At 73.7% G+C, this 23,366-nt stretch carries 20 protein-coding genes; 3 read left to right on the plus strand and 17 right to left on the minus strand.

All coding sequences use genetic code 11. The features are described 5' to 3' along the window. Window positions 1–27 precede the first annotated feature (27 nt). From ACIOFR_RS07345 to ACIOFR_RS07410, 14 genes are all read right to left on the minus strand, one after another. Window positions 28–1,311: an RNA polymerase sigma factor gene (locus ACIOFR_RS07345; protein ID WP_400993265.1), complete on the minus strand. Its 1,284-nt coding sequence runs from the start codon at window positions 1,309–1,311 to the stop codon at window positions 28–30. A gap of 170 nt (window positions 1,312–1,481) precedes the next feature. Continuing rightward, window positions 1,482–1,913 carry a YciI family protein gene (locus tag ACIOFR_RS07350; RefSeq protein WP_400993134.1) on the minus strand — a complete coding sequence of 144 codons (432 nt, stop codon included), beginning with the start codon at window positions 1,911–1,913 and terminating at the stop codon, window positions 1,482–1,484. A gap of 121 nt (window positions 1,914–2,034) precedes the next feature. Next, the gene (ctaD, locus tag ACIOFR_RS07355; RefSeq protein WP_400993268.1) at window positions 2,035–3,750 is read right to left on the minus strand and encodes a cytochrome c oxidase subunit I; all 1,716 of its coding nucleotides are present in this window, start codon (window positions 3,748–3,750) and stop codon (window positions 2,035–2,037) included. A 209-nt stretch (window positions 3,751–3,959) separates the two neighbouring features. Beyond that, window positions 3,960–4,817 (minus strand): zinc metalloprotease HtpX, encoded by an 858-nt coding sequence (gene htpX / locus ACIOFR_RS07360; RefSeq protein ID WP_400993136.1) that lies wholly within the window; start codon window positions 4,815–4,817, stop codon window positions 3,960–3,962. A gap of 129 nt (window positions 4,818–4,946) precedes the next feature. After that, window positions 4,947–6,455, minus strand: coding sequence for an NADH-quinone oxidoreductase subunit N (locus ACIOFR_RS07365; RefSeq protein ID WP_400993137.1), 1,509 nt, complete (start codon window positions 6,453–6,455; stop codon window positions 4,947–4,949). Window positions 6,456–6,503: 48 nt separating this feature from the next. Continuing rightward, complete coding sequence (locus ACIOFR_RS07370; protein WP_400993138.1) at window positions 6,504–8,057, minus strand: NuoM family protein; 1,554 nt, start codon at window positions 8,055–8,057, stop codon at window positions 6,504–6,506. 49 nt (window positions 8,058–8,106) lie between these two features. Then, a complete protein-coding gene (locus tag ACIOFR_RS07375; RefSeq protein ID WP_400993140.1) occupies window positions 8,107–10,134 on the minus strand; it encodes an NADH-quinone oxidoreductase subunit L in 2,028 nt (675 codons plus the stop codon). Beyond that, window positions 10,131–10,493 (minus strand): NADH-quinone oxidoreductase subunit NuoK, encoded by a 363-nt coding sequence (gene nuoK, locus ACIOFR_RS07380; protein WP_371497681.1) that lies wholly within the window; start codon window positions 10,491–10,493, stop codon window positions 10,131–10,133. The genes ACIOFR_RS07375 and nuoK overlap by 4 nt, the downstream gene beginning before the upstream one ends. A gap of 6 nt (window positions 10,494–10,499) precedes the next feature. After that, window positions 10,500–11,150: an NADH-quinone oxidoreductase subunit J gene (locus ACIOFR_RS07385; RefSeq protein WP_400993142.1), complete on the minus strand. Its 651-nt coding sequence runs from the start codon at window positions 11,148–11,150 to the stop codon at window positions 10,500–10,502. Next, the gene (locus ACIOFR_RS07390) at window positions 11,147–11,719 is read right to left on the minus strand and encodes a NuoI/complex I 23 kDa subunit family protein (protein WP_400993143.1); all 573 of its coding nucleotides are present in this window, start codon (window positions 11,717–11,719) and stop codon (window positions 11,147–11,149) included. Before ACIOFR_RS07390 ends, ACIOFR_RS07385 begins: the two co-directional genes overlap by 4 nt. Continuing rightward, on the minus strand, window positions 11,719–12,672 hold the full coding sequence (nuoH, locus tag ACIOFR_RS07395) for an NADH-quinone oxidoreductase subunit NuoH (RefSeq protein ID WP_400993270.1): 954 nt from the start codon (window positions 12,670–12,672) through the stop codon (window positions 11,719–11,721). The genes ACIOFR_RS07390 and nuoH overlap by 1 nt, the downstream gene beginning before the upstream one ends. A 2-nt stretch (window positions 12,673–12,674) precedes the next feature. Then, window positions 12,675–13,724, minus strand: coding sequence for an NADH-quinone oxidoreductase subunit C (locus ACIOFR_RS07400; protein WP_400993144.1), 1,050 nt, complete (start codon window positions 13,722–13,724; stop codon window positions 12,675–12,677). Continuing rightward, window positions 13,721–14,344: an NADH-quinone oxidoreductase subunit B gene (locus ACIOFR_RS07405; RefSeq protein WP_400993146.1), complete on the minus strand. Its 624-nt coding sequence runs from the start codon at window positions 14,342–14,344 to the stop codon at window positions 13,721–13,723. Before ACIOFR_RS07405 ends, ACIOFR_RS07400 begins: the two co-directional genes overlap by 4 nt. Continuing rightward, on the minus strand, window positions 14,335–14,742 hold the full coding sequence (locus tag ACIOFR_RS07410) for an NADH-quinone oxidoreductase subunit A (RefSeq protein WP_400993148.1): 408 nt from the start codon (window positions 14,740–14,742) through the stop codon (window positions 14,335–14,337). Before ACIOFR_RS07410 ends, ACIOFR_RS07405 begins: the two co-directional genes overlap by 10 nt. Window positions 14,743–15,030: 288 nt before the next feature. Here ACIOFR_RS07410 and ACIOFR_RS07415 point away from each other — a divergent pair, with 288 nt between their 5' ends. After that, window positions 15,031–16,218: a sensor histidine kinase gene (locus ACIOFR_RS07415; RefSeq protein ID WP_400993150.1), complete on the plus strand. Its 1,188-nt coding sequence runs from the start codon at window positions 15,031–15,033 to the stop codon at window positions 16,216–16,218. A gap of 88 nt (window positions 16,219–16,306) precedes the next feature. Here ACIOFR_RS07415 and ACIOFR_RS07420 read toward each other — a convergent pair whose 3' ends face one another. After that, window positions 16,307–17,371, minus strand: coding sequence for a S1C family serine protease (locus ACIOFR_RS07420; protein WP_400993273.1), 1,065 nt, complete (start codon window positions 17,369–17,371; stop codon window positions 16,307–16,309). 270 nt (window positions 17,372–17,641) lie between these two features. On the opposite strand from ACIOFR_RS07420, the gene galE reads away from it, so the two are divergent. Further along, window positions 17,642–18,625 (plus strand): UDP-glucose 4-epimerase GalE, encoded by a 984-nt coding sequence (galE, locus tag ACIOFR_RS07425; RefSeq protein WP_400993151.1) that lies wholly within the window; start codon window positions 17,642–17,644, stop codon window positions 18,623–18,625. Window positions 18,626–18,719: 94 nt separating this feature from the next. Here galE and ACIOFR_RS07430 read toward each other — a convergent pair whose 3' ends face one another. Further along, window positions 18,720–21,056, minus strand: a complete 2,337-nt coding sequence (locus ACIOFR_RS07430; RefSeq protein WP_400993152.1) for a PQQ-binding-like beta-propeller repeat protein — start codon at window positions 21,054–21,056, stop codon at window positions 18,720–18,722. A 368-nt stretch (window positions 21,057–21,424) separates the two neighbouring features. On the opposite strand from ACIOFR_RS07430, the gene ACIOFR_RS07435 reads away from it, so the two are divergent. Beyond that, a complete protein-coding gene (locus ACIOFR_RS07435) occupies window positions 21,425–22,066 on the plus strand; it encodes a TetR family transcriptional regulator (RefSeq protein WP_400993153.1) in 642 nt (213 codons plus the stop codon). 307 nt (window positions 22,067–22,373) lie between these two features. Here the strand turns inward: ACIOFR_RS07435 and ACIOFR_RS07440 are convergent, their stop codons facing one another. Beyond that, window positions 22,374–23,315: a beta-ketoacyl-ACP synthase III gene (locus tag ACIOFR_RS07440; RefSeq protein WP_400993155.1), complete on the minus strand. Its 942-nt coding sequence runs from the start codon at window positions 23,313–23,315 to the stop codon at window positions 22,374–22,376. Window positions 23,316–23,366: the final 51 nt, after the last annotated feature.

Consider the following 23,366-nt stretch of genomic DNA (forward strand, 5'->3'; position numbering starts at 1 on the left):
GTCCCCCGTCCGGCCCCTCCGTCCCCGTCAGCGTACGGGCGGCGGCGGTCCCCCGTCCGTCGCCTCGCGGGCGCTGGAGGCGGCCCGTCCGAGCAGGACGGCGCGCTCGCGGCCGTTGCGGGTGAGGGCGGCGGCCCGTTCGAACTCGGCGGCGGCCTCGGTGTGCCGGCCGAGCCGGGCCAGCAGGTCGCCGCGGACGGTCGGCAGCAGGTGGTAGCCCCGCAGTGCGGGTTCGTCGACCAGCAGGTCGGCCAGTTCCAGCCCGGTGGCGGGGCCGAACGCCATGCCCAGCGCCACCGCCCGGTTCAGCTCCACCACCGGGGAGGGGGCACGCTCGGCGAGCGCGGCGTACAGGGCGGAGATGCGCACCCAGTCGGTGTCCTCGGGGGTGCGGGCCCGGGCGTGACAGGCTGCGATGGCGGCCTGGAGCGTGTACGGGCCGGGCGGGGTGGCCAGCCCCCAGGCCAGGTCGAGGGCGGCCAGGCCGCGGTGGACGAGGAGCTGGTCCCAGCGCCGCCGGTCCTGGTCGAGCAGCAGCACGGGTGCGCCGTCCGGGCCGGTCCGGGCCGCCGAGCGGGAGGCCTGGAGCTCCATCAGGCCGACCAGGCCGTGCACCTCGGCCGCGTCGCCCATCAGGCCGGCGAGCACCCGGCCGAGCCGCATCGCCTCCTCGCAGAGCGCGGGCCGCATCCAGTCGTCGCCGGCGGTGGCGGCGTAGCCCTCGTTGAACACCAGGTAGATCACTTCCAGCACGGAGGCGAGCCGGACGGCCAGTTCGGCGCCCTCCGGGACCTCGTACGGCACCTCGGCGCGGGCCAGCGTCCGCTTGGCCCGGACGATGCGCTGGGCGACGGTGGTCTCGGAGGTGAGGAAGGCGCGGGCGATCTCCTCGGTCCGCAGGCCGCCGATCACCCGGAGGGTCAGCGCGGTGCGGGCCTCCGCGGAGAGCACCGGGTGGCAGGCGGTGAAGACCAGCCGCAGCAGGTCGTCCTCGATGGGTTCGGCGGGTGCGGCGGCCGGGTCCCCGGTGCCGGCCCGCTGCTCGACCGCCAGGTCCCGGCCGACCTGGGCGAGCTTGCCGGCGTAGCGGCGTTCGCGGCGGATCAGGTCGATCGCGCGGTGCCGGGCGGTGGCCGTCAGCCAGGCTCCGGGGTTGTCCGGCACTCCCGTCCGGGGCCACTGCTCCAGGGCGGCGACCAGGGCGTCCTGGGCGAGTTCCTCGGCCGCGCCGAAGTCGCCGACGAGGCGGGCGAGCACGGCGGTGATCCGGGCGGACTCGATGCGCCAGACGGCGTCCACCGCCCGGTCCACGGCGGTGCGGCCGTCCGACGGCGCGGGGGCACCGGGCGCGGGGGTGCCGGTCGCCGGGGTGCCATGGATCGGGGGGCCGGAGGCAGGGGGGCCGGAGGCAGGGGTGTCCGAGGCTGTCACAGCCCCTCATCAGAGCAGGTTCCGGCTCCGGACACCCCGGGGAAACGCGGTCAGCCGCCGATCGGCCGCTGGTTGGCGTCCCGCCAGGCCTGCTCCTTCTCCAGCGTCTCGGCGGAGACGGCGTCGGCCGGGAAGTCGGAGGCCTCGAAGACCCGCCGGACCTCCAGCGTCTCGCCGTCGCGGAACGGCACCCGCGAGGCCCACTCCAGGGCCTCCTCGCGCGAGCCGACCTCGATCATCCAGTAGCCGGCCAGCAGTTCCTTGGTCTCGGTGAACGGACCGTCGGTGACGGTGGGCCGGCCGTTCCCGGAGAACGTCAGCCGCACGCCCTCGGAGGTGGGCCGCAGGCCGTCGCCGGCGAGCATCACGCCCGCCTTGATCAGTTCCTCGTTGTAGCGGCCCATCTCGGCGATCGCCTCGGAGGTCGGCAGCACGCCGGCCTCGGAGTCCGCGTTGGCCTTCACCAGCATCATGAATCGCATCGTCTGCTCCGTCGTCGGGGGCCCGGGTGGGCCCGCTGGATGCTTCCATCCCGTACGTCGAACGGGCGGCGGCCGGTTCGACAGGCCGGTCGAGGATTTCTCCGCCGGTCCGCTCAGTCGCTCACTTCCGCTCGGGCGCCGTCGGTTCACCGGTGTTCTGCAGCCGGTCGAACTCCGCGACCGCCGGGTAGTGGAGGTCGAAGGCCGGGCATTCCGAGCGGATCCGCGGCAGGGTGACGAAGTTGTGCCGCGGCGGCGGGCAGGAGGTCGCCCACTCCAGCGAGCGGCCGTACCCCCAGGGGTCGTCGCCGTCGGCCCGGAGGCCGCGGCGGCGGGTCAGCCAGACGTTGTAGAGGAACGGGAGGGTGGACAGTCCCAGCAGGAACGAGCCGATGGTGGAGACCGTGTTGAGGGTGGTGAAGCCGTCCGAGGCCAGGTAGTCGGCGTAGCGGCGCGGCATGCCCTCGGCGCCGAGCCAGTGCTGCACCAGGAAGGTGGTGTGGAAGCCGACGAAGAGCGTCCAGAAGTGCACCCGGCCGACGCGCTCGTCCAGCATCCGCCCGGTCATCTTGGGCCACCAGAAGTAGAAGCCGGCGAACATCGCGAAGACCACGGTGCCGAAGACCACGTAGTGGAAGTGGGCGACCACGAAGTAGCTGTCCGAGACGTGGAAGTCGATCGGCGGCGAGGCCAGCAGCACCCCGGTGAGGCCGCCGAAGAGGAAGGTGACCAGGAAGCCGATGCTCCACAGCATCGGGGTCTCGAAGCTGAGCGAGCCGCGCCACATGGTGCCGATCCAGTTGAAGAACTTCACCCCGGTCGGCACGGCGATCAGCAGCGTCATGATCGAGAAGAACGGCAGCAGCACCTGGCCGGTGACGAACATGTGGTGCGCCCAGACCGTCACCGAGAGCCCGGTGATCGCGATGGTGGCGGCGATCAGACCGGTGTAGCCGAAGACCGGTTTGCGGCTGAAGACCGGGATGATCTCGGTGATGATGCCGAAGAAGGGCAGCGCGATGATGTAGACCTCGGGGTGGCCGAAGAACCAGAACAGGTGCTGCCAGAGCATCGCCCCGCCGTTGACCGGGTCGTAGACGTGCGCGCCGAACTTCCGGTCCGCCTCCAGGGCCAGCAGTGCGGCGGCCAGGACGGGGAAGGCGAAGAGCACCAGGATGCTGGTGAAGAGGATGTTCCAGACGAAGATCGGCATCCGGAAGAGCGTCATGCCGGGCGCCCGCAGGCAGACGATGGTGGTGATGAAGTTGACCGAGCCGAGGATCGTCCCGAAGCCGGAGAACGCCAGCCCCATGATCCACATGTCGCTGCCGATGCCGGGCGAGTGCAGGGCGCCGGACAGCGGCGTGTAGGCGAACCAGCCGAAGTCCGCGGCGCCGTCCGGGGTCAGGAAGCCGCCGACGGCGATCAGCGAGCCGAACAGGTACAGCCAGTACGCCAGCGCGTTCAGCCGTGGGAAGGCCACGTCGGGCGCGCCGATCTGCAACGGCATGAACCAGTTGGCGAAGCCCGCGAACAGCGGCGTCGCGAACATCAGCAGCATGATCGTGCCGTGCATCGTGAACGCCTGGTTGAACTGCTCGTTGGAGACGATCTGGGTGCCGGGCCTCGCCAGTTCGGCCCGCATCACCATCGCCAGCACGCCGCCGACCAGGAAGAAGCCGAACGAGGTGACCATGTAGAGGGTGCCGATCTGCTTGTGATCGGTCGTGGTCAGCCAGACGGCCAGGGCCCGGCCGCGGCGGGCCCTGCGGGCGGCGCGCCGGCGGGCTCGGGGGGCGGGCGGCCGGGGCGGGGAGCTCCGGTCCTCCTGGGGCAGAAACGTCACGGCGGCGCACCTTCCGCGCCCGGCCCGGGCCGGGGTGCTCGACGGCTGATCGAGCAAGCACTACCAGCCGCCGCGCGGGGACGCCCGGGACGCGCCGGGCCCGCCGCCCCCGGTACCCCGGGAAGCCCAACCGGGCCCGCCGGCCCCGCCGGACCGGGACCTCGGCCCCGCCGGCCCCGGGCCTCGGACCGGCCGGGCCCCTAACGGCCCGCCAGCCGCTCCAGCCGGGCGATCCGCTCCCGCATCGGCGGGTGGGTGGAGAACAGCCGGGCGCCGAACTCGCCGGGCCGGAACGGGTTGGCGATCATCATGTGACTGGCCGTCTGGATCTGCGGCTCGGGCGGCAGCGGGAGCCGCTGGGTGCCGGCGTCGAGCTTGCGCAGGGCACTGGCGAGGGCGAGCGGGTCCCCGGTGATCCGGGCGCCGTCGGCGTCGGCCTGGTACTCGCGGGAGCGGCTGACGGCCAGCTGGATCAGCCCGGCGGCGAGCGGCCCGAGGATCATGATCAGCAGCATGCCGAACAGGCCCGGCCCGTCGTCGTCCTCGCTGCGGCCGAACGGGATCAGCCAGGCGAAGTTGACCAGGAACATCACCACCGCGGCGAGCGCGCCCGCCACCGAGGAGATCAGGATGTCGCGGTTGTAGACGTGGCTCAGCTCGTGGCCGAGCACCCCGCGCAGCTCGCGCTCGTCCAGCAGGTGCAGGATGCCGTCGGTGCAGCAGACCGCGGCGTTGCGCGGGTTGCGGCCGGTGGCGAAGGCGTTCGGCGCCGGGGTGGGCGAGATGTACAGCCGGGGCATCGGCTGGCGGGCCGAGGTGGAGAGCTCCCGGACGATCCGGTACAGCTGCGGCGCCTCGATCTCGCTCACCGGCCGGGCCCGCATGGCCCGCAGGGCGAGCCGGTCGCTGTTCCAGTAGGCGTACGCGTTGGTGCCGACCGCGACGAGCAGGGCCACCAGGAGGCCGGTCCGGCCGAAGAAGCTGCCGATCACCAGGATCAGCACCGACAGCGCGCCGAGTAGTACGGCCGTCCTCAACCCGTTGTGCCCGCGGTGCACGCCAGACCCTCCATGTGGTGCGCGAGGGACACCCCGTCCGTCCGTCCCTCTGCCCAGCTCAACGGCAGGATGGGCCGGGTTCGTTCCCTTGTGCACCGGACGCTACCGGCCGCCGGGCGGCCCGGCAGGTCAGAACAGGCTGCCGGAGACCACCTGGAGGATGAGCTGCGGAGCGAGCGACAGAACGGCCGCGCCGGCGGCGGTCAGACCGAGGGTGGCGGCCAGCGGGCCGGGGACCCGGAGCGCGGCGGGCGCGCCCTCGGCGGGGGCGAAGAGCTTCGCCGTCCACAGCAGGTAGTAGAAGAGGGCGATCGCCACGTTGGCCGCCATCACGACGGCCAGCCAGCCGAGCCCGGCGTCGACGGCGGCCCGGAAGACCACCACCTTGCCGAACAGCCCGATCACGCCCGGCGGCAGGCCCGCCAGGCAGAGCAGGAAGAAGGCCAGCGCGAGGGCGCTCCAGCGGTGCCGGGCGAACAGGCCGCGGTGGTCGTCCAGCCGGGTGGCGCCGGAGCGCTGGACGACCGCGACCACGCCGAAGGCGCCCAGGTTGACCAGCCCGTAGATCAGCGCGTACGCGACGGTGGCGCCCAGCGGCTCGCCCGAGCCCGCGTAGCCGGCGGCGGCCACCGGGACGAGCAGGTAACCGGCCTGGCCGACCGAGGACCAGGCGAGCAGCCGTACCGCGCTGTGCTCGGTGCCGGGCCGCTGGCGCAGCGCGCCCACGTTGCCGACCGTCATGGTGAGCGCGGCGAGCACGGCCAGGGCCAGCCCCCAGGTGTGCCCGTACGGGCGGAACGCGACGGTGGTGACCAGCGCGAGGCCGGCCAGACCGGAGGCCTTGCCGACCACCGAGAGGTAGCCGGCCACCGGCAGCGGGGCGCCGGTGTAGGTGTCGGGCACCCAGAAGTGGAACGGCACGGCGGCGACCTTGAACACGAAGCCGACCAGGGTGAGTGCGGCGCCGGCCTCGGCCAGCGGCTTGAGCTGGCCGGGCGCGTGCAGCAGGCCGTCCGCGACGGCGGTGAGGTGGACGGAGCCGGTGGCGGCGTAGACGAAGCTGACGCCGAGCAGCATCACGGCGGTCGCGGTGACCGAGGAGAGGAAGAACTTGAGCGCGCTCTCCGCGCCGCGCCCGTCCCGTCGCAGGCCGACCAGGGCGAAGGCGGGCAGCGAGGCCACCTCCAGGGCGATGATCAGCGTCGCCAGGTCCCGGGAGGCGGGCAGCAGGGCGGCGCCACTGGCGCTGGACAGCAACAGGAACCAGTACTCGCCGCCGGGCAGCTTCTCCTCGTCCACGGTGTGCAGCGACAGCAGCGCGGCGATCAGCGCGCCGCCGAGGGCGAGCAGCTGGAAGGCGAGCGCGTAGTGGTCGGCCACGTAGGAGCAGGCGCCCGCGCCCGTCAGGCAGAAGGTGGACCGGGCCGGGCCGCGGGTCAGCGGGAGCAGCACGGCGAGCGCCAGCACCAGCCCGCCGACGGCGGTCCAGCCGAGGGCCCTGCGGCTGCGCTCGGGCAGCAGCAGGTCGGCCAGCAGCACGGCCAGCGCGGCCAGGGCCGCGACCAGCGGGGGCGCGACGGCCACCCAGTCGACGGACTGGATCAGGCTGCCCGGGTCGGTGACGGCGAGTGAGCTCATGGCTGGCTGCCCCAGGAGATGAGTGCCGGTCGGGGTGCTGAGCACGGGTCAGCCACCCCCGAGGAGGTGCTTGACGGCCGGGTCGGACAGGCTGAGCAGCAGGGCCGGCCACAGGCCCGCGACCACGGTGAGCGCGGCCAGCGGCGTCCAGCTGACGGCCTCGTAGCGTTGCAGGTCCGGCAGGTCGGCGACCGGGGCGGGCTGCTCGGGGTCGCCCATGCAGACCCGCTTGACCACGACCAGCAGGTAGGCGGCGGTGAGCAGGGTGCCGAGGCCGGCCAGGACCAGGTAGGTCAGGAAGGCGGGGCGGGAGAGCCCGGCGGCCGGTTCGAAGGCGCCGAACATGGCGAGCAGTTCGCCCCAGAAGCCGGCCAGGCCGGGCAGGCCGAGGCTGGCGACGGCGGCGAAGGCGAGCAGGGCGCCGATCCGCGGCGCCCGACCGTACAGCGCTGCGCCGGTGGCCCCGGCCAGGGTGTCGAGGTCGGCCGTGCCGTAGCGGTCCTTGACCGCGCCGACCAGGAAGAACAGCAGGCCGGTGATCAGGCCGTGGGCGATGTTGGCGAACAGCGCGCCGTTGACGCCGGCCGGGGTGAGCGAGGCGATGCCCAGCAGGACGAAGCCCATGTGGCCGACCGAGGAGAAGGCGATCAGCCGCTTGAGGTCGCCCTTGGCGCCCGGGCGGGCCAGCGCGAGGCAGGCCAGCGAGCCGTAGACGATGCCGACCGCGGCGAACGCCCCCAGGTACGGCGCGAAGGTCGTCGCGCCCTCCGGGACGATCGGCAGCAGGACCCGGACCAGGCCGTAGGTGCCCATCTTGAGCAGCACGCCGGCGAGCAGCACCGAGCCGACCGTGGGCGCGGCCGTGTGCGCGTCCGGCAGCCAGCTGTGCAGCGGCCAGGCGGGCGCCTTGACGGCGAGGCCGACCAGGACGGCGAGCGCGGCGACCACCTGGGTGGTGTGGCTGAGGCCGCTGCCGTGCGCCCGGGCGAGCGCGGTCATGTCGAAGGTGCCGGCGTCGAGGCCGATCAGCAGGAAGCCGAGCAGCATCACGGCGGAGCCGAGCAGGGTGTAGAGGATGAAGCGGTTGGCCGCCGGCACCTTGCGACCGCTGCCCCAGCGGGCGATCAGGAAGTACATCGGGATCAGCACGATCTCGAAGGCCAGGAAGAACAGCACCAGGTCCAGCACCGCGAAGGTGGCGAGCATGCCGACCTCCAGCAGGAGCAGCAGCCCGACGAAGGCGCGGGCGCCCGGGATGCCGTCCCCGCTGGGCAGCCGCTTGGTGGAGTACACCGCGCAGAGCAGGGTGAGCAGCGCGGTGAGCACGATCAGCGGCAGCGAGATGCCGTCCACGCCGAGGTGGAGGCGGACGCCGATGGCGGGGATCCAGGCGGTGTCGGTGACGGCCTGCATCCGGCCCGGCTCGTCGTGGTCGAAGCCGGCGGCCAGGACGACGGTGAGGGCCAGCACCGCGCCGGTGACGCCGACGCCGAGCCGCAGCGCGCGCCGGTCGGCGGTGTGCGGGTCGCGGCCGAGCGGGGCCAGGGTGGCGGCGGCGCCGAGCAGCGGCAGCACCAGGAGGGCGATGAGGACTGCGTTCATCGGGTGCTCCAGATTCGTCCTGCGGGCCGGCGGGGTGTGCGGTGCAGGGTCATGAGCCGACCGCCACCAGGACGGCGAGCAGGACGGCCCCGGCGAGCAGGGCGCTCAGGTAGGTCTGGGCGTTGCCGGTCTGCGTCCGGCGGACCAGCCACCCGAGCAGGTTGGCGCCGTCGCCCGCGCCGCGGACGTAGGTCTCGACGACCTCGCGGTCCAGGAAGCGGACCAGCCGGGCGGCGGCGGCCGTCGGGCGGACGAACAGCGCGCTGTACAGCCGGTCGACGCCGAAGCCGTGCTGCGCGGGCCCGTGCAGCGGGCCGAGCAGGAGGCGTCCGGGGTCGGCGGGCAGCGACTCGACGGCCGGCGGTCCGGCCTGCTCGGGCACCCGCTCGGAGCCGGCCGGGCGGACGGCCTGGCGGGCGGTGGCCGAGCGCCAGGCGGCGTACGCGATCAGGATGCCCGCGACGGCCAGGCCGGTGCCGATCACGGCGGTGGCGGTGGAGGGCCGCAGCGAACCGCCGTCCAGCAGGGCGGGCAGCCAGTCGGTGCGCAGGCTGGTGATGCCGAAGGCCATGGTCGGCACGGCCAGCACCCACAGCGGCCAACGCATCGCGGGCGGCTCGGCCTGGCCCGGGTCGGCCTCGTCCGGCTCGGGCGAGTACGGCGCGCCGGGCTCGGGGGCGGCGGGGGCGGCCGGCGTGACGCCGGGGACGGCCTTGCCGTGGAAGGCGACCAGCCACATCCGGGTGGCGTAGGCGGCGGTGAGCAGTGCGGTGAGGCCGGCCGAGATCAGCACGATCCACCCGGCGGCGGTGGGCACCGCCGAGGCGGGGGCCAGGCCGTTGGTGAGCGCCTCGCCGGTGGCCGCGTGCTCGGCGGCGGTGAACACCGCCTCCTTGCTGAAGAAGCCGGAGAACGGCGGCAGGCCGACCAGGGCGACCAGGGCGATGCCCATCGTCCAGTAGGCGTCCGGGACGCGGCGGCGCAGGCCGGGCATCCGGGACATCGCGGAGATGGAGTTGGTGTGCGCGGCGTGGATCACCACACCGGCGGCCAGGAACAGCAGGGCCTTGAAGGCGCCGTGGCTGACCAGGTGGAAGACGGCGGCCTCGCGGTCGCCGGACGCCAGCGCGCCGGCCATGTAGCCGAGCTGTCCGACGGTCGAGTAGGCGAGCACCCGCTTGAGGTCGTCCTGTGCCAGGGCGCACAGGGCCGAGCCGACCATGGTGACGGCCGCCATCACCGACAGCACCACCAGGGCGGCGCCGGAGAGCAGGAAGACCGGCATCAGCCGGGCCACCAGGTAGATGCCGGCGGCGACCATGGTGGCCGCGTGGATCAGCGCGGAGACCGGCGTCGGGCCGGCCATCGCGTCCGGGAGCCAGGTGTGCAGCGGGAACTGCGCGCTCTTGCCGGCCACGCCGGCGAGCAGCAGCAGGGCGGTCAGGGTGGGGTGGCCGAGCCGGCCCTCGCCGGCGGCGGCGAGCACCCCGTCGATCCGGAAGGTCCCGGCGTCGGCGCCCAGCAGGAAGATGCCGAACAGGAACGGCACGTCGCCGAGCTTGGTGACCAGGAAGGCCTTCAGCGAGGCCGACCGGGCGTCCGCGGTCTCCCAGTGGTGGCCGATCAGGAAGTACGAGCAGATGCCCATGATCTCCCAGCCGACCAGCAGCACGATCAGGTCGCCGGAGTAGACCACCAGGAACATCGCGGCGGTGAACAGCGAGACCAGCGCCGCGTACGAGGGGTAGCGCGGGTCGTCCTTGAGGTAGGCGGTCGAGTAGACCTGCACGCAGGTGGCGACCAGGCCGACCAGGACGGAGATCAGCGAGCTGTAGCCGTCCAGGTGGAAGGCGAGCCAGAGGTCGGGACCGCCGGTCGGGGTGAGCCGGGTGGCCATGTCGAGGGTCTGGCCGGTGCCCAGCTGGAGGGCGACCACCAGGGCGAGCACGGCGGAGACGGCGACCGGCAGGATCGCCAGCGGACGGGCGAAGCCGGGGGCGCGGCGGCCGGTGGCGAGGAGGGCGACCGCGCCGAGCGCGGGCAGCACGGGGACGAGGACGGGCAGCGCGAGGTTCATGCGGCGGGCTGGCCCTTCAGCTCGGCTCCGGCGGGCTGTGCGGCGTCCTCGGCCGGGTCGCCGAGCGCGGTGATCCGGTCGACGTCGGCGGTGCCCCTGGTCCGGAAGACCAGCAGCACGATGGCCAGGCCCAGGCCGATCTCGGCGGCGGCGATGGTGATGGTGAACAGGGTGAGCGCCTGTCCGGCGTGCAGGGTGTCGCGCAGCCAGGCGTCGAAGGCGACCAGGTTGAGGTTGACGGCGTTGAGCATCAGCTCGACCGACATCAGCACCAGGACGACGTTGCGCCGGGCGAGCACGCCGTACACGCCGACGCTGAACAGCAGCGCGGCGAGGACGGCAGGGTAGGCGAGGTGCATCGGTGGTCAGCGCTCCTGCGTCGGGGCGGTGGACGGGGCGGGGCGGCCCACGGCCTTGCCGGCCCGGAGCCTGCCGTCGCGGGGCCTGGGCAACCGACCCCTGCCGGTCCGGGACAGCACGATCGCGCCGACCAGGGCGGCCAGCAGCAGGACGGACAGTGCCTCGAAGGGCAGCACCCAGTGCCGGAACAGGCTCTCGCCGGTGACCCGGGTGGAGCCGCCGCCCGCCGACAGGTCGACCCAGGCGGAGCGGAAGGCGTCCACCACCAGGGTGACCAGGGTGGCGGCCGCGGCGAGGGCGACCCCGAGGGCGACCCAGCGGTTGCCCGAGTCGGCGTCCGGCGAACGGCCGATCGGTGCTTTGGTCAGCATCAGGCCGAAGAGCACCAGCACCACGACCGAGCCGAGGTAGATCAGCACCTGGACCCAGGCGATGAACTCGGCGGTCAGCAGCAGGAACTCGACCGCCAGGCCGCCGAGCGCCACCACCAGCCACAGCGCGGCGTGCACCAGCTGCCGGGTGGTCACCGAGACCACCGCGGAGCCGAGCACCACCAGCCCGACCAGCAGGAAGACGATCTCGACCCCGGTCGGGGAGAGGAAGGAGCGCGCGGCCGGATCCAGCGATCCGGCGGCGGCGAGCAGACGGGCCGTCACTGCTGATCACCTTCCGATGCGCCGGCCTCGGCCTCGGCGGCGGCCGCCGCGGCGGCGGCGAGCTTGTCGGCGGCCTTGTGCGCCATGCCGATCTCCTTGGGCTCCTCGGCCGCCGGGTCGTGGGCGGGCGGCGCCGGGACGGTCCACATCCACTCGCGGAGCCGGTCCCGCTCGTGGGTCAGCTCCAGGATGTCGGTCTCCGCGTACTCGAACTCCGGCGACCAGAACAGCGCGTCGAAGGGGCACACCTCGATGCAGATCCCGCAGTACATGCAGAGCGAGAAGTCGATCGCGAACCGGTCGAGCACGTTGCGGGTGCGGGCCCGGGCGTTCGGGTCGGCGGCCGGCAGCGTCTCCTTGTGGGAGTCGATGTAGATGCACCAGTCGGGGCACTCACGGGCGCAGAGCATGCAGACCGTGCAGTTCTCCTCCAGCAGCGCGATGACGCCGCGGGTGCGCGGCGGCAGGTCGGGCTGCACGTCGGGGTACTGCGCGGTGACGGTCTTCTTCGTCATCGTCCGCAGCGTCACGGCCAGGCCCTTGGCCAGGCCGCTTCCTGGAATCCGCATCAGGAGATCGCCACCTTGATGATGCCGGTGAGGGCCAGCTGGAGGAGCGCGAGCGGGATCAGCCCGGTCCACGCGAACTTCATCAGCTGGTCCTCGCGCAGCCGGGGGTAGGTGACCCGGAGCCAGATCACCACGAAGGCCAGCGCGAAGGTCTTGAGCAGCGTCCACAGCCAGCCCAGGCTGTCGGACCACGGGCCGTGCCAGCCGCCGAGGAAGAGCACGGCCGTCAGCGCGGAGATCACCAGGATGCCCGCGTACTCGGAGAGCAGGAAGAGCGCGAAGCGCAGGCCGGTGTACTCGGTGTACGCGCCGAAGATGATCTCGGAGTCGGCGATCGGCATGTCGAACGGCGGGCGCTGCAGCTCGGCCAGGCCGGCCGTGAAGAACACGAAGGCGCCGATGGCCTGCCACGGCAGCCACCACCAGTGGAACCCGTCCACGATGCCGGTCAGCGAGACCGTGCCGGCCGCCATCGCCACCGAGGCCGCGGCCAGCAGCATCGGCAGCTCGTACGACATCAGCTGGGCCGCCGTGCGCAGGCCGCCGAGCAGCGAGAACTTGTTCGCCGATGCCCAGCCGGCCATCAGCGAGCCGAGCACGCCGATGCCCATCACGGCCAGCACGAAGAACAGTCCGGCGTCCACCGCCTGGCCGACCAGCCCGTTCGGGCCGATCGGGATCGCCAGCAGCACCACCAGGTACGGCAGCAGCGCGACCGCCGGGGCCAGCTGGAAGACCTTGCGGTCCGCGCCGGCCGGGACGATGTCCTCCTTCTGCGCGAACTTCACGCCGTCGGCGACCAGCTGCGCCCAGCCGTGGAAGCCGCCGGCGTACATCGGGCCGAGCCGGCCCTGCATGTGCGCCATCGCCTTGTGCTCGGTCTGGCCGATCACCAGCGGGAGGGTCAGGAAGGCCACCAGGGTGCCGACGCAGCGCAGCAGCGTGTCGATCAGGCTCACGTGCTGTCTCCGTTCCGGTCCGGCGTCTCGGGGGTGGCGGGCGCCTGCGGCGCCTCGGGCTCGGGCTCGGGTGTCGGCTCCGGCTTCGGGGCCGTCTCCGGCTCCGGCTCGGCCGGCCCGTGGGCCGGGACGGGCGAGTGCCAGGGGGCGTCCGAGGACTGGGTACGGGCGGTCCGCGCCGGGCGGTCCGCGGCCGGTCCGGCCTCGGCGGCCGGTGCGGCGGTGTCCGCGGCCTGGCTGGTGGAGCCCTCGCTCACGCTCCTGGTGCGGCGCGGCCGGTCGGTCCGGACCTCCGGGGCCGCGGCGGCCTCGGGAGCCCCCTCGGCCGGGGCGGCCGACTGGCTGACCGAGCCCGCGTCGACGCTGCGGGCCCGGCGCGGCCGGACCTCGCCCGCCTCGGCGCCCGCCGCGGCGGCGCGCGGGGTACGGCCGGCGGCGCCCGCGCGGGCCCCGCGGGCCGGGCGCTCGGCGACCGGCGGCAGGGTGCCCTTGAGCGGCCCCCACTCGTTCGGGTCGGGGACGCCGGGCGGCTGCATCTTGCGGCGGGCGGGCCCGTCGCCCTCGGACTCGCCGGGCTCCTTGGCGCCGGGCCAGGCCTTGGCGACCCGGGCCGCCAGGACGAAGTCCTTGCGCAGCGGGTGGCCCTCGAAGCCGTCCGGGAGCAGCAGGGTGATCAGGTGCGGGTGACCGGCGAAGGCGATGCCGAACATCTCGTGGGTCTCGCGCTCGTGCCAGCCGGCGCCCGCGAACACCTCGACGGCGGTCGGCAGGACGGCCTTGTCGCGCGGGATCCGGGTGCGCAGCAGCAGGTGGCGGACGGTGCCCTCGCCGAGCGCGGCCAGGTGTGCGGAGACGGAGTAGCCCTCGGCGAGCTCGTCGACGGCGCTCAGCCAGTCGAAGTAGCTCAGGCCCAGGGTGTCCCGGGCGGCGGTGAGGGCCTCGATCCAGTGCTCGGCCGGCACGTCGACGGTCAGCAGCTGGTAGGCCTCGGCGGCGGTGGCCCACGGGCCGATCGCGGCGGCGGTCTCCTCGGCGGTGCGGGTCACCGGGCCGCCTCTCCGGGGCCGGCCACCAGCGGGCGGCGCAGCGCGGAGGCGGGGGCGGCGTAGCGCTCCGGCAGCGACTCGGCGGCGATCTTCTCCTGGAGCTTGAGGATGCCCTGGAGCAGTGCCTCGGGCCGCGGCGGGCAGCCGGGCACGTAGACGTCGACCGGGATGATCTGGTCGACGCCCTTGGTGACGGAGTATGAGTCCCAGTACGGGCCGCCGGAGTTGGAGCAGGCGCCGAAGGAGATCACGTACTTGGGCTCGGGCATCTGCTCGTACAGGCGCTTGACGGCCGGGGCCATCTTGTCCGTGACGGTGCCCGAGACGATCATCAGGTCGGCCTGGCGGGGCCCGGGCGCGAACGGGATGACGCCCATCCGGATAAAGTCGTGCTTGGCCATCGAGGCGGCGATGAACTCGATCGCGCAGCAGGCCAGGCCGAAGTTGAAGCACCAGAGGCTGTAGCGGCGCCCCCAGTTGAGCACCACCTTGACCGGGTCCGGCGCGAGCCGGGCCAGCGGGCCGAGACGGCGCTGCTCGACGGCGGCGCCGGGGCGCGACGGGTCCGGGATCCCCAGCGGGACGGGCCCGCCGGCACCGTGCGAGTGGGTCACGTCCATTCCAGAACGCCCTTCTTCCAGGCGTAGAGCAGCCCGACCGCGAGGAAGCCGATGAAGACGAACATCTCCACCAGCGTGGCCACGCCGTAGCCCGCGGCGGCGAAGACCGTCGCCCACGGGAACAGGTAGATCGCGTCGACCGCGAAGATCACGTACAGGAACGCGTAGACGTAGTAGCGGACCTGGGTGTGCGCCCAGCCCTCGCCCACGGGGTCGACGCCGCACTCGTAGGTCAGCATCTTCTCCGGCGAGTGCACGACCGGCCGGAGCAGGCGGTTGGCGGTGAACGCCACCGCGACGAAGAGCACGCCGATGACCGCCAGCAGGCCTACCGCCGCATACGCGTCGAAGTAGCCACTGCCCGCGGCGGGGTCGGCAGCGACCAGCTGCCCCTCCATGCGTTCGCCTCCACATCGGGCGGCCCGGGCGGGCCCACGGCCCGGCGGATCACCGCTCTTCTTTACACACCCATAACCATCGCTCAGGCGTGAGTCTAAGTGCACGGCCCGGCTGCTCCACCACCTGCCCGACCCGCAAGACGGGAGGTGGACACCGCACCCGGCCTGGCCAGGCCCGATGGGGGTGGGGCTATCCCCCGGGCGGGGACGGAGATCACCCCCATGGTCCGGCGCCCGCGCTTACCGGGATGCTGGTGGGCACCTGGTCGAGCGAGAGGGTGGAGTCGGATGGACACCGCGGAGCACCGGTCGGCGGAGCCTCGCCGACCGTCGTTGTACGGGGCACAGATGTGGGGCCAGGTCCAGCACCTGCTGCTGAACCTGCCGGTCGGCATCGCCGGCTTCGTCTTCACGGTGGTCATCCTGTCCGTGGGCCTGGCGCTGTCGGTGACGGTGCTCGGGCTGCCGCTGCTGGCCCTCGGGCTGGCCGGCTGCCGCCGGCTGGGCGCGCTGGAACGGACCAGGGCGCGGATGGCCCTCGGCGCCACCGCGCCGGAGCCCGCGCCGCTGGTGCAGCGCCGCGCCGGGGTCTCCGGCTGGGTGATCGCGGCGCTGACGGACGGGCTCGGCTGGCGCTCGGCGCTGTTCAACGTCCTGCTGCTGGTCTGGGGGCTGATCAGCTTCACGGTGACGCTGGTCCTGCTGGTGGTCGGCTGGCCGGTGCTGCCGTGGGTGGTGCGCTGGATGTCCCTACTCGAACGGATGCTGGTGGACAGCCTGCTCGCGCCGAACGCGCTGGTCCTGCGGGTGCACGAGCTGGAGGAGGACCGGGGGGCCGTGGTGGACACCGCCGCCGCCGACCTGCGCCGGATCGAGCGCGACCTGCACGACGGGGCGCAGGCCCGGCTGGTCGCCCTGGCGATGGACCTGGGCCTGGCCAAGGAGAAGCTGACCGAGACCGACACCCCCGAGGCCGTGGCCACCGCGGCGAAGATGGTGGGCGCGGCGCACGGCGAGGTGAAGCTGGCCCTGCAGGAGCTGCGCGACCTGGCCCGCGGCATCCACCCGGCGGTGCTGACCGACCGCGGCCTGGACGCGGCACTGTCGGCGGTCGCCGCCCGCTGCACCGTCCCCGGCGGGGTCAAGGTGCACGTCGACCTGGGCGGCGCCGAGCGGCCGGACTCGGCGGTGGAGGGGATCGCCTACTTCACCGTCAGCGAACTGCTCACCAACATCTCCAAGCACGCCGGCGCGAACGCGGCCACGGTGGACGTCTGGCGGGCCGAGGACCGGCTGATGCTGCTGGTGCAGGACGACGGCCGGGGCGGTGCGACCACCCGTCCGGGCGGCGGCCTGGCCGGGCTGGCCGAGCGGGTCGGCGCGGTGGATGGGGTGTTCCTGGTGGAGAGCCCGGCCGGCGGCCCGACCGGCGTCACCGTGGAGCTCCCCTGGCGGACCAGGGCCGCCCGCTCCTGACCCCTGGCCGCGGGCCTGGTTCGGGCCCGGCGATCCGCCTCCCTTGCGCGGTACGGTTCGCCGGGCCCGAGTTCTGGGTGCGCCCTCCCTACAGGGTGCCGAGGGTGACGTCGACGGTCTTGGTCTGCCCGTCCCGCTGGTAGGTGACGGTCTCCTTGGCGCCGGGCTGCAGGGCGGCCAGCGCCGTGGTGAGCGAGCCGATGGTGGTGATCCCGGTGTCGCCCAGCTTGGTGATGACGTCGCCGGCCGCCAGACCGGCCGCCTCGGCGGCGCCCCCGGAGACGACGCTGACGATCGCGGCGCCGGCGGGCTGGAAGTCGCTGTCGAAGTACGTCCGGGCGGTGATCCCGAGGGCGGCGCGGCCGGAGTTGGTCACCGTGCCGCTCTTGATCAGCTGGTCGGCGATGCTGGTGACGGTCGCGGCGGGGATGGCGAAGCCGATCCCCGCCGCGGCGTTCCCGTTCAGCTCCTGGTCGACGGCGGCCAGGGTGTTGATCCCGATCACCTGGCTGTCGAGGTTGACCAGCGCGCCGCCGCTGTTGCCGGGGTTGATGGCGGCCGAGGTCTGCACCATGTTGCCGATGGTGGCGCCGGGCGAGTTCGGGCTCTGCGGTTCGGTGACCGTCCGCCCGGTGGCCGAGACGATGCCCTGGGTGACGCTGCTGGCGAGGCCGAGCGGGCTGCCCATGGCCAGCGTGATCTGGCCGACCTCGACCTTGCCGCTGTCCCCGAAGGCGGCCGGCTTGAGGCCGTTCGGCACGTCGGAGAGCCGGACCACCGCGAGGTCGGAGTCCGGGAAGGTGCCGACCAGGGTGGCGTCGAAGGTCTTGCTGCTGTTGGGCAGGGTGACGGTGAAGGTGGTGGCACTGCCCACCACGTGCGCGTTGGTGACGATGTCGCCCTTGGTGTCGTAGACGATCCCGGAGCCGAGGCTGTCGCCGGCGGTGATCTGGACCACCGAGGGCAGCACGTCCGCGATCACCCGCTGGTAGTCCTCCTGGAGCTGGTGGGTGCCGGACGGCGCGGCGGAGGCGCTCGCCGAGGAACGGGACGGGGAGCCCGAGGAGGCGCTGGCGGAGGAGGAGGTACCGGAGGCGGCGGCCGAGGAGGAGGACGCGGCGCCGGAGCACCCGGTGAGCGCCAGGCCGGCCAGGGCGAGGACGGCGCCGGCGCCGAGCACGGCCTTCGGCCCGGTCGGGCGGGGCCCCGCCGGGATCGGGCGGGTCGGTTCCTTCTTGGGGCGCACCTGGGCTACCTCCGGTTCGTGCGGACCGCGGTCGGCAGGCGGGGTTTCGGCGTCTCAGAGCACCGCAACGGGCCGAGCTTTGTCAGCATTTCACCTTTATGTCCCACCCCGGGGAAGACGCGCCGCCCGTGCCCGCCACCGACCCCCGGCGGTCCGGGCCCGGCATAGGATGCGGCTATGACTTGGCTGATCACGGGTGGAGCCGGCTACATCGGCGGGCACGTCACGCACCAGCTGGTCGAGGCCGGCGAGCGGGTGGTGGTGCTCGACGACCTGAGCAGCGGCGCGGCCGACCGGCTGCCGGCCGGCGTACCGCTGGTGGTCGGCTCGACCCTCCAGCGGGGCGTCGTCGAGCGCGCGATCGCGGAGCACGGCGTCACCGGCGTGCTGCACATCGCCGGCAAGAAGCAGGTGGGCGAGTCCGTCGCGGAGCCGCTGCGGTACTACGAGGAGAACGTCGAGGGCCTGCGGATGGTCCTGGAGGCCGTGGTCGCGGCGGGCGTGCCCCGGGTGCTGTTCTCCTCCTCCGCCGCCGTCTACGGCATGCCCGACGTCGACCTGGTCACCGAGCACACGCCCTGCGAACCGATGAACCCGTACGGCGAGACCAAGCTGGTCGGCGAGTGGCTGCTGAAGGCCGCCGCCCGGGCGTACGGGCTGTCCACCGTCTCGCTGCGCTACTTCAACGTCGCCGGCGCCGCCTCGCCGGAGCTCGCCGACGGGGGCGTCAGCAACCTCGTCCCGATGGTGTTCGAGCGGCTGACGGCCGGCCTGCCCCCGCGGGTCTTCGGGGCCGACTACCCGACCCCCGACGGCACCTGCGTACGCGACTTCATCCACGTCGCCGACATCGCCTCGGCCCACGTCGCGGCCGTCAGGAAGCTCGACGCGGCCACCGGCCAGGTCGGGCTGACCCTGAACATCGGCCGCGGCGAAGGGGTCTCGGTGCACGAGATGCTCGCCGTCATCGCCAAGGTCACCGGGCACGACACCACCCCGGAGATCGCCCCGCGCCGCCCGGGCGACCCGGCCCGGGTGGTCGCCGCCGCCGACCTGATCCACCGGGAGCTGGACTGGTCGGCCGCGTACGACGTCGAGACGATGGTCGCCTCCGCCTGGGAGGGCTGGTGCGCCCGCCACCCGCAGGCCCGCCGGGGCTGACCGGCCACGGCACGGCGGTGCCGACGCGCCATCGCTACGGCACAGCGGTGCCGACGCGCCCTCGCTACGGCACAGCGGTGCCGACGCGCCCTCGCTACGGCACAGCGGTGCCGTAGTAGGAGTCCAGCGCGTAGACGCAGCGGTCCTTGCTGCCCACGAAGACCCGGCCGCCGACGGCCACCGGTGAGCCGGTCAGCTCGCCCTTGGTGCCCAGCTCCCAGCGGAGCCGGCCGGTGGCCAGGTCCACGGTGTGCAGCGAGTGGTCCTTGCTGCCGATGTGCACCAGCCCCTCGGCGACGGCCGGCAGGCCGACGATCTCGCCGCGGGTGGTGTAGCGCCAGCGCTCCCGGCCCGAGGCGCTGTCGAAGGCGAACAGGGTGTCCCCCGAGCCCAGCAGGACGGCGCCGTCCGCCAGCACCACCGGCTCGGCCCCCTGCCGGCCGGCCGTGCGGCCGCGCCAGCGCTCCCGGCCGGTGCCGGCGTCCAGGGCGTACAGGGTGCCCAGGTAGTCCGCGACGTAGACCGCCGCCGAGTCCACCGCGGGCGGGGTGAACAGCACCACGGGGGCGTCGAAGCGCCACCGCTCGGCGCCGGTCGCGGCGTCCAGCGCGTGCACCCTGGTCCCGGCCGTCACGTAGACCACCCCGGACCGCTCGACCGGCCGGGACGGGACCTCCTCGCCGAGCTGGAAGGACCAGCGAAGGCCGCCGCCGCGCGGGTCGACGCAGCGCAGCCGCCCGCCGCCGTAGTAGTACGCGGCGCCGCCGAGCAGGGCCGGCCCGGACTGCGGGTTCTCGTAGTCCTGCTGGGCGTCGTCGGCGCGCCACAGCTCGGCGCCGCTGGCGGCCGAACGCAGCTGGACCCCGCCGCCCCTGATCCCGCAGCAGAGCACCCCGTCGGCGGCGTCCAGCGAGTAGATCCAGCCGTCCAGCGAGCTGCGCCAGCGCTCCGTCCCGTCGGCGACGTCCACGGTGTACAGGTGCGGGCCGTCGGCGGCGTGCACCCGGCCGGCGTCCACGGCCAGCGCCCAGGCCACGTCCCGGGTCTTGTAGCGGCGCTCGCCAGAGGCGATGTCGAGCGCGTGCACCTCGAAGCTGGAGACGAAGAGCGTGCCGTCGGCGACCACGGGGGTGCCCCAGACGTCGTTCGACATCCGGAACCGCCAGGGGCGCCAGCGGGCCACCGGCGCCGCCTGGGAGTGCTGTGCGGCGTGCTGGTTCGGGGGCGTGCCCGTCCGGCGGACCCAGTCGGTGCCGGTCGGGGGGACGGCGGGGGCGACGCTGCCGGTCTGGTCGGCGCGCGGCCCGGGCCCTATCCGTACCGAGGCGCCGGTCAGCCGCACCTGGGCCTCCGAGCCGCCCGGGGCCCGGTTGCCGCGCATCTTCTCGGTGGCCGCGTCGGCGCCCGGCGAGCCGCCGTCCGTCCGCGGGTCCGCCGCGCGCACCGGCGGGGCCGGCGGGTGGGCGGGCGGCGGTAGCCGGACCGGCTGGGGCGGGACGGGGTGGACCGGCTGGGGCTGCACGGGCGCCGGCGGGATCGGCCGGCGGCCGCGCTTGCGCTCGATCAGGTCCAGCGCGGCCGGCGGCAGCCAGTCCCCGGCCTCGCCGGAGGCGTCGTCCCGGGAGAACAGGTGCGGGGCCAGCTCGGCCTGCAGCTGGGCGGGCGTCGGGCGGTGCTCGGCGGCCGGCCGCATGCAGGCCCGGACCAGGTCGACCAGGTCCAGCGGCAGCCCGGACAGGTCGGGCTGGTCCCGCAGCAGCTGGAACACCGTCTCCACCGGGTTGGCGCCGCGGTAGGGCGCGTGGCCGGTGGCGCAGAAGACGATCAGCGAACCGAGCGAGAAGATGTCGCTGGCGCCCTTGACGCTGCGGCTGTCCCTGGCCTGCTCGGGCGACATGTACGCGGGGGTGCCGACCGCGACGTTGGTCATGGTCAGCCGGGTGTTGGAGACCCCGGCGGCGATGCCGAAGTCGATCACTCGCGGGCCGTCCTCGACCACCAGCACGTTGGACGGCTTGAGGTCCCGGTGCACCAGTCCGGCGTGGTGGATCGACTGCAGCGCCTCGGCGATACCCGCGGTCAGCCAGCGCACCGCGTCCACCGGCAGCGGCCCGCACTCGTTGACCAGGTCCTCCAGCGAGGGCGCGGGCACGTAGGCGGTCGCCAGCCACGGCACCGCCGCGTCCGCGTCCGCGTCGACCACGGCCGCGGTGTAGAAGCCGCCGACCGTCTTGGCCGCGGCGATCTCCCGGGCGAACCGCACCCGGAACAGGTCGTCCTCGGCCAGTTCGCTGCGCACGGTCTTGATGGCGACCCGTCGGCCGGAGGCCGACCGCGCCAGGTAGACCAGGCCCATCCCGCCCGCACCGAGCCGCCCGAGCACCTCGAAGGGCCCGATCCGTCTCGGGTCGTGCGCCGTCAGCTGGTCCACTCCGTTGCCACCTCCCCTTCTGCCGCCACCCGTCGGGGTGCCGCACCGATTGTCCAATGCCCGACCCCCCGGATCCAATCTCCCCCGCCCGCAACGCGTCACCGGTTGGCCGCGGCCCCCGCGGACGGGCCGCCCGGAGCCCGTCCCGGGACCGCACCGACGGGCCGCCGACCGTCACAGCCGGTCATCCGACCGCCCCTCAGCCGACCCTTCGTCACGCTGTGGGGTCATCAGTGCACGGGGGGGCTTCAACAGTGCTGATGATCCCCTCGGAATTTCCTGTACGGGAACTCCCTATACCACCCCCGGGCGGCGTAATAGTCGCATCACCGAATCGCGCCAAGATCCCGCCACGGTAAGCTGACGGCATGACAGGACAAGTTCGCACCGTCGACGGTCGCGTCGCCGGGCGACGCGGACAGGAGACGCGGCAGAAGCTGCTCGACTGCCTCCGCGAGATGCTCAGCACGTCGCCGTATCGGGACGTCAAGGTCATCGACGTCGCCCGTATGGCGGGTACCTCCCCCGCGACCTTCTACCAGTACTTCCCGGATGTCGAGGGCGCTGTCCTCGAGATCGCAGAGGAAATGGCCGAGGACAGCGCCGGGCTCAAAGAGCTCGTCGATGGAAAGTCCTGGGCGGGAAAGACCGGCTTCACCACTTCGGAAGATCTGGTGGACGGATTCCTTGCCTTCTGGCGCAAGAACGACGCCATTCTGCGCGTCGTCACTCTCGGTGCAGCCGAGGGGGACAAGCGGTTCTTCAAGATCCGCATGAAGGTCCTCAACTCGGTGGCCGGTCCCCTCGCGGAGGCGGTGAAGGGGAATCAGGGCAAGACCGACAAGACGATCGATCCGGCGGCGGTCGCCGGTGCGCTGATCTCGCTCCTGGCCGCCGCTGCCGAGCACCAGAAGGCGTTCACCTCCTGGGGCGTCAAGGTCAAGGACCTGAAGCCCAACCTGGCCCTCCAGGTCTACCTGGGCGTGGCCGGGAAGAAGCCGCCCAAGTAGGTCCGCAGAACCACCACCCACCCGTCCATCCCGCGCGCGGCTCCCGGTTTCCTGTCCGGGCTGTGTCGGACGGCGGCCGTGTCCTCGGGGGAGGTCCGCCGACGTACCGTGACGCGCGGGAACGAGCCGTGACACCACCGTGGGGGGGGGGGGGGGGGGGGGGGGGGGGGGGCGCCCCCCCGGGGGGGGGGGGGGGCCGCCCGCGCGGGCGGGCGCCCGCCCCCGCGCGGCCCGCCGGCGGCCCCCCCCCCACGGGTGTCTGCGGGAGCTGCCGCCCGGGGCTTCGGGCCGCCTCCACGGGCAGGCGCTACGGGCAGCGCACCACCTGGCCGGCGTAGGCGAGGCCGCCGCCGAAGCCGAACAGCAGCACCGGGTCGCCGGAGCTCAGCTCGCCGCGCTCGACCAGCTTGGACAGCGCCAGCGGGATGGAGGCGGCGGAGGTGTTGCCCGAGTCCACCACGTCCCGGGCCACCACGGCGTCCGGTGCGCCGAGCTTGGCGGCGATCGCGTCGATGATCCGCAGGTTGGCCTGGTGCGGGACGAAGCCCTTGAGATCGGCCGGATCCAGCCCCGCCTTGTGGCAGGCCTCCCGGGCCAGCGGGGCGATCGCGGTGGTCGCCCAGCGGAACACCGACTGGCCCTGCTGGCTGATGGTCGGGTCCCAGCCGGTGATCACCACGGCGTCGCCCTTCTCCGGGGTGGAGCCCCAGACCACCGGACCGATCCCGCCCTGCTCGTCCGGCACCGCCTCGACCACGGCCGCGCCCGCGCCGTCGCCGAAGATCACGCAGGTGGTCCGGTCGGTCCAGTCGAGGGTGTCGGACATCCGTTCGGCACCGATCACCAGGGCCTTGGTGGCCGAACCGGCGCGGATCGCGTGGTCGGCGGTGGCCAGCGCGTACGAGAAGCCCGAGCAGACCGTGTTGATGTCGTACGCGGCCGGGGAGGCGACCCCGAGCCGGGCGGCGACGGCGGCGGCGGTGTTGGGGCTGCGCTCGACGGCGGTGCAGGTGGCGACCACCACCAGGTCGATGTCCCCGGCCTGGTAGCCGCTGCCGGCCAGCGCCTTCTGGGCGGCCTCGGTGGCGAGGTCGACCAGGGTCTCGTCGACCGCGATGTGCCGGGCGCGGATCCCCACCCGGGAGCGGATCCACTCGTCGTCGGTGTCGACCAGCTTCGCCAGGTCGTCGTTGGTGAGGACCTTGGGCGGCTGGTAGTGGCCGAGCGACACGATGCGGGAGGCGGTCATACCGCAACTCAACCCGGTTACCGGCGGGTCGGGCGGTAACGCCCTCAGACA

This window comes from Kitasatospora sp. NPDC088346 (genome assembly GCF_044740765.1).
Taxonomy (GTDB): Bacteria; Actinomycetota; Actinomycetes; order Streptomycetales; family Streptomycetaceae; genus Kitasatospora.

Excerpts from the sequence above, each read along its gene's own strand:
- ACIOFR_RS07350 (WP_400993134.1), bottom strand. The coding sequence starts at position 1,913 with ATGCGATTCATGATGCTGGTGAAGGCCAACGCGGACTCCGAGGCCGGC.
- ACIOFR_RS07365 (WP_400993137.1), bottom strand. The coding sequence starts at position 6,455 with ATGAGCTCACTCGCCGTCACCGACCCGGGCAGCCTGATCCAGTCCGTC.
- ACIOFR_RS07370 (WP_400993138.1), bottom strand. The coding sequence starts at position 8,057 with ATGAACGCAGTCCTCATCGCCCTCCTGGTGCTGCCGCTGCTCGGCGCC.
- ACIOFR_RS07375 (WP_400993140.1), bottom strand. The coding sequence starts at position 10,134 with ATGAACCTCGCGCTGCCCGTCCTCGTCCCCGTGCTGCCCGCGCTCGGC.
- nuoK (WP_371497681.1), bottom strand. The coding sequence starts at position 10,493 with ATGCACCTCGCCTACCCTGCCGTCCTCGCCGCGCTGCTGTTCAGCGTC.
- ACIOFR_RS07390 (WP_400993143.1), bottom strand. The coding sequence starts at position 11,719 with ATGCGGATTCCAGGAAGCGGCCTGGCCAAGGGCCTGGCCGTGACGCTG.
- ACIOFR_RS07405 (WP_400993146.1), bottom strand. The coding sequence starts at position 14,344 with ATGGACGTGACCCACTCGCACGGTGCCGGCGGGCCCGTCCCGCTGGGG.
- ACIOFR_RS07410 (WP_400993148.1), bottom strand. The coding sequence starts at position 14,742 with ATGGAGGGGCAGCTGGTCGCTGCCGACCCCGCCGCGGGCAGTGGCTAC.
- ACIOFR_RS07415 (WP_400993150.1), top strand. The coding sequence starts at position 15,031 with ATGGACACCGCGGAGCACCGGTCGGCGGAGCCTCGCCGACCGTCGTTG.
- galE (WP_400993151.1), top strand. The coding sequence starts at position 17,642 with ATGACTTGGCTGATCACGGGTGGAGCCGGCTACATCGGCGGGCACGTC.
- ACIOFR_RS07435 (WP_400993153.1), top strand. The coding sequence starts at position 21,425 with ATGACAGGACAAGTTCGCACCGTCGACGGTCGCGTCGCCGGGCGACGC.
- ACIOFR_RS07440 (WP_400993155.1), bottom strand. The coding sequence starts at position 23,315 with ATGACCGCCTCCCGCATCGTGTCGCTCGGCCACTACCAGCCGCCCAAG.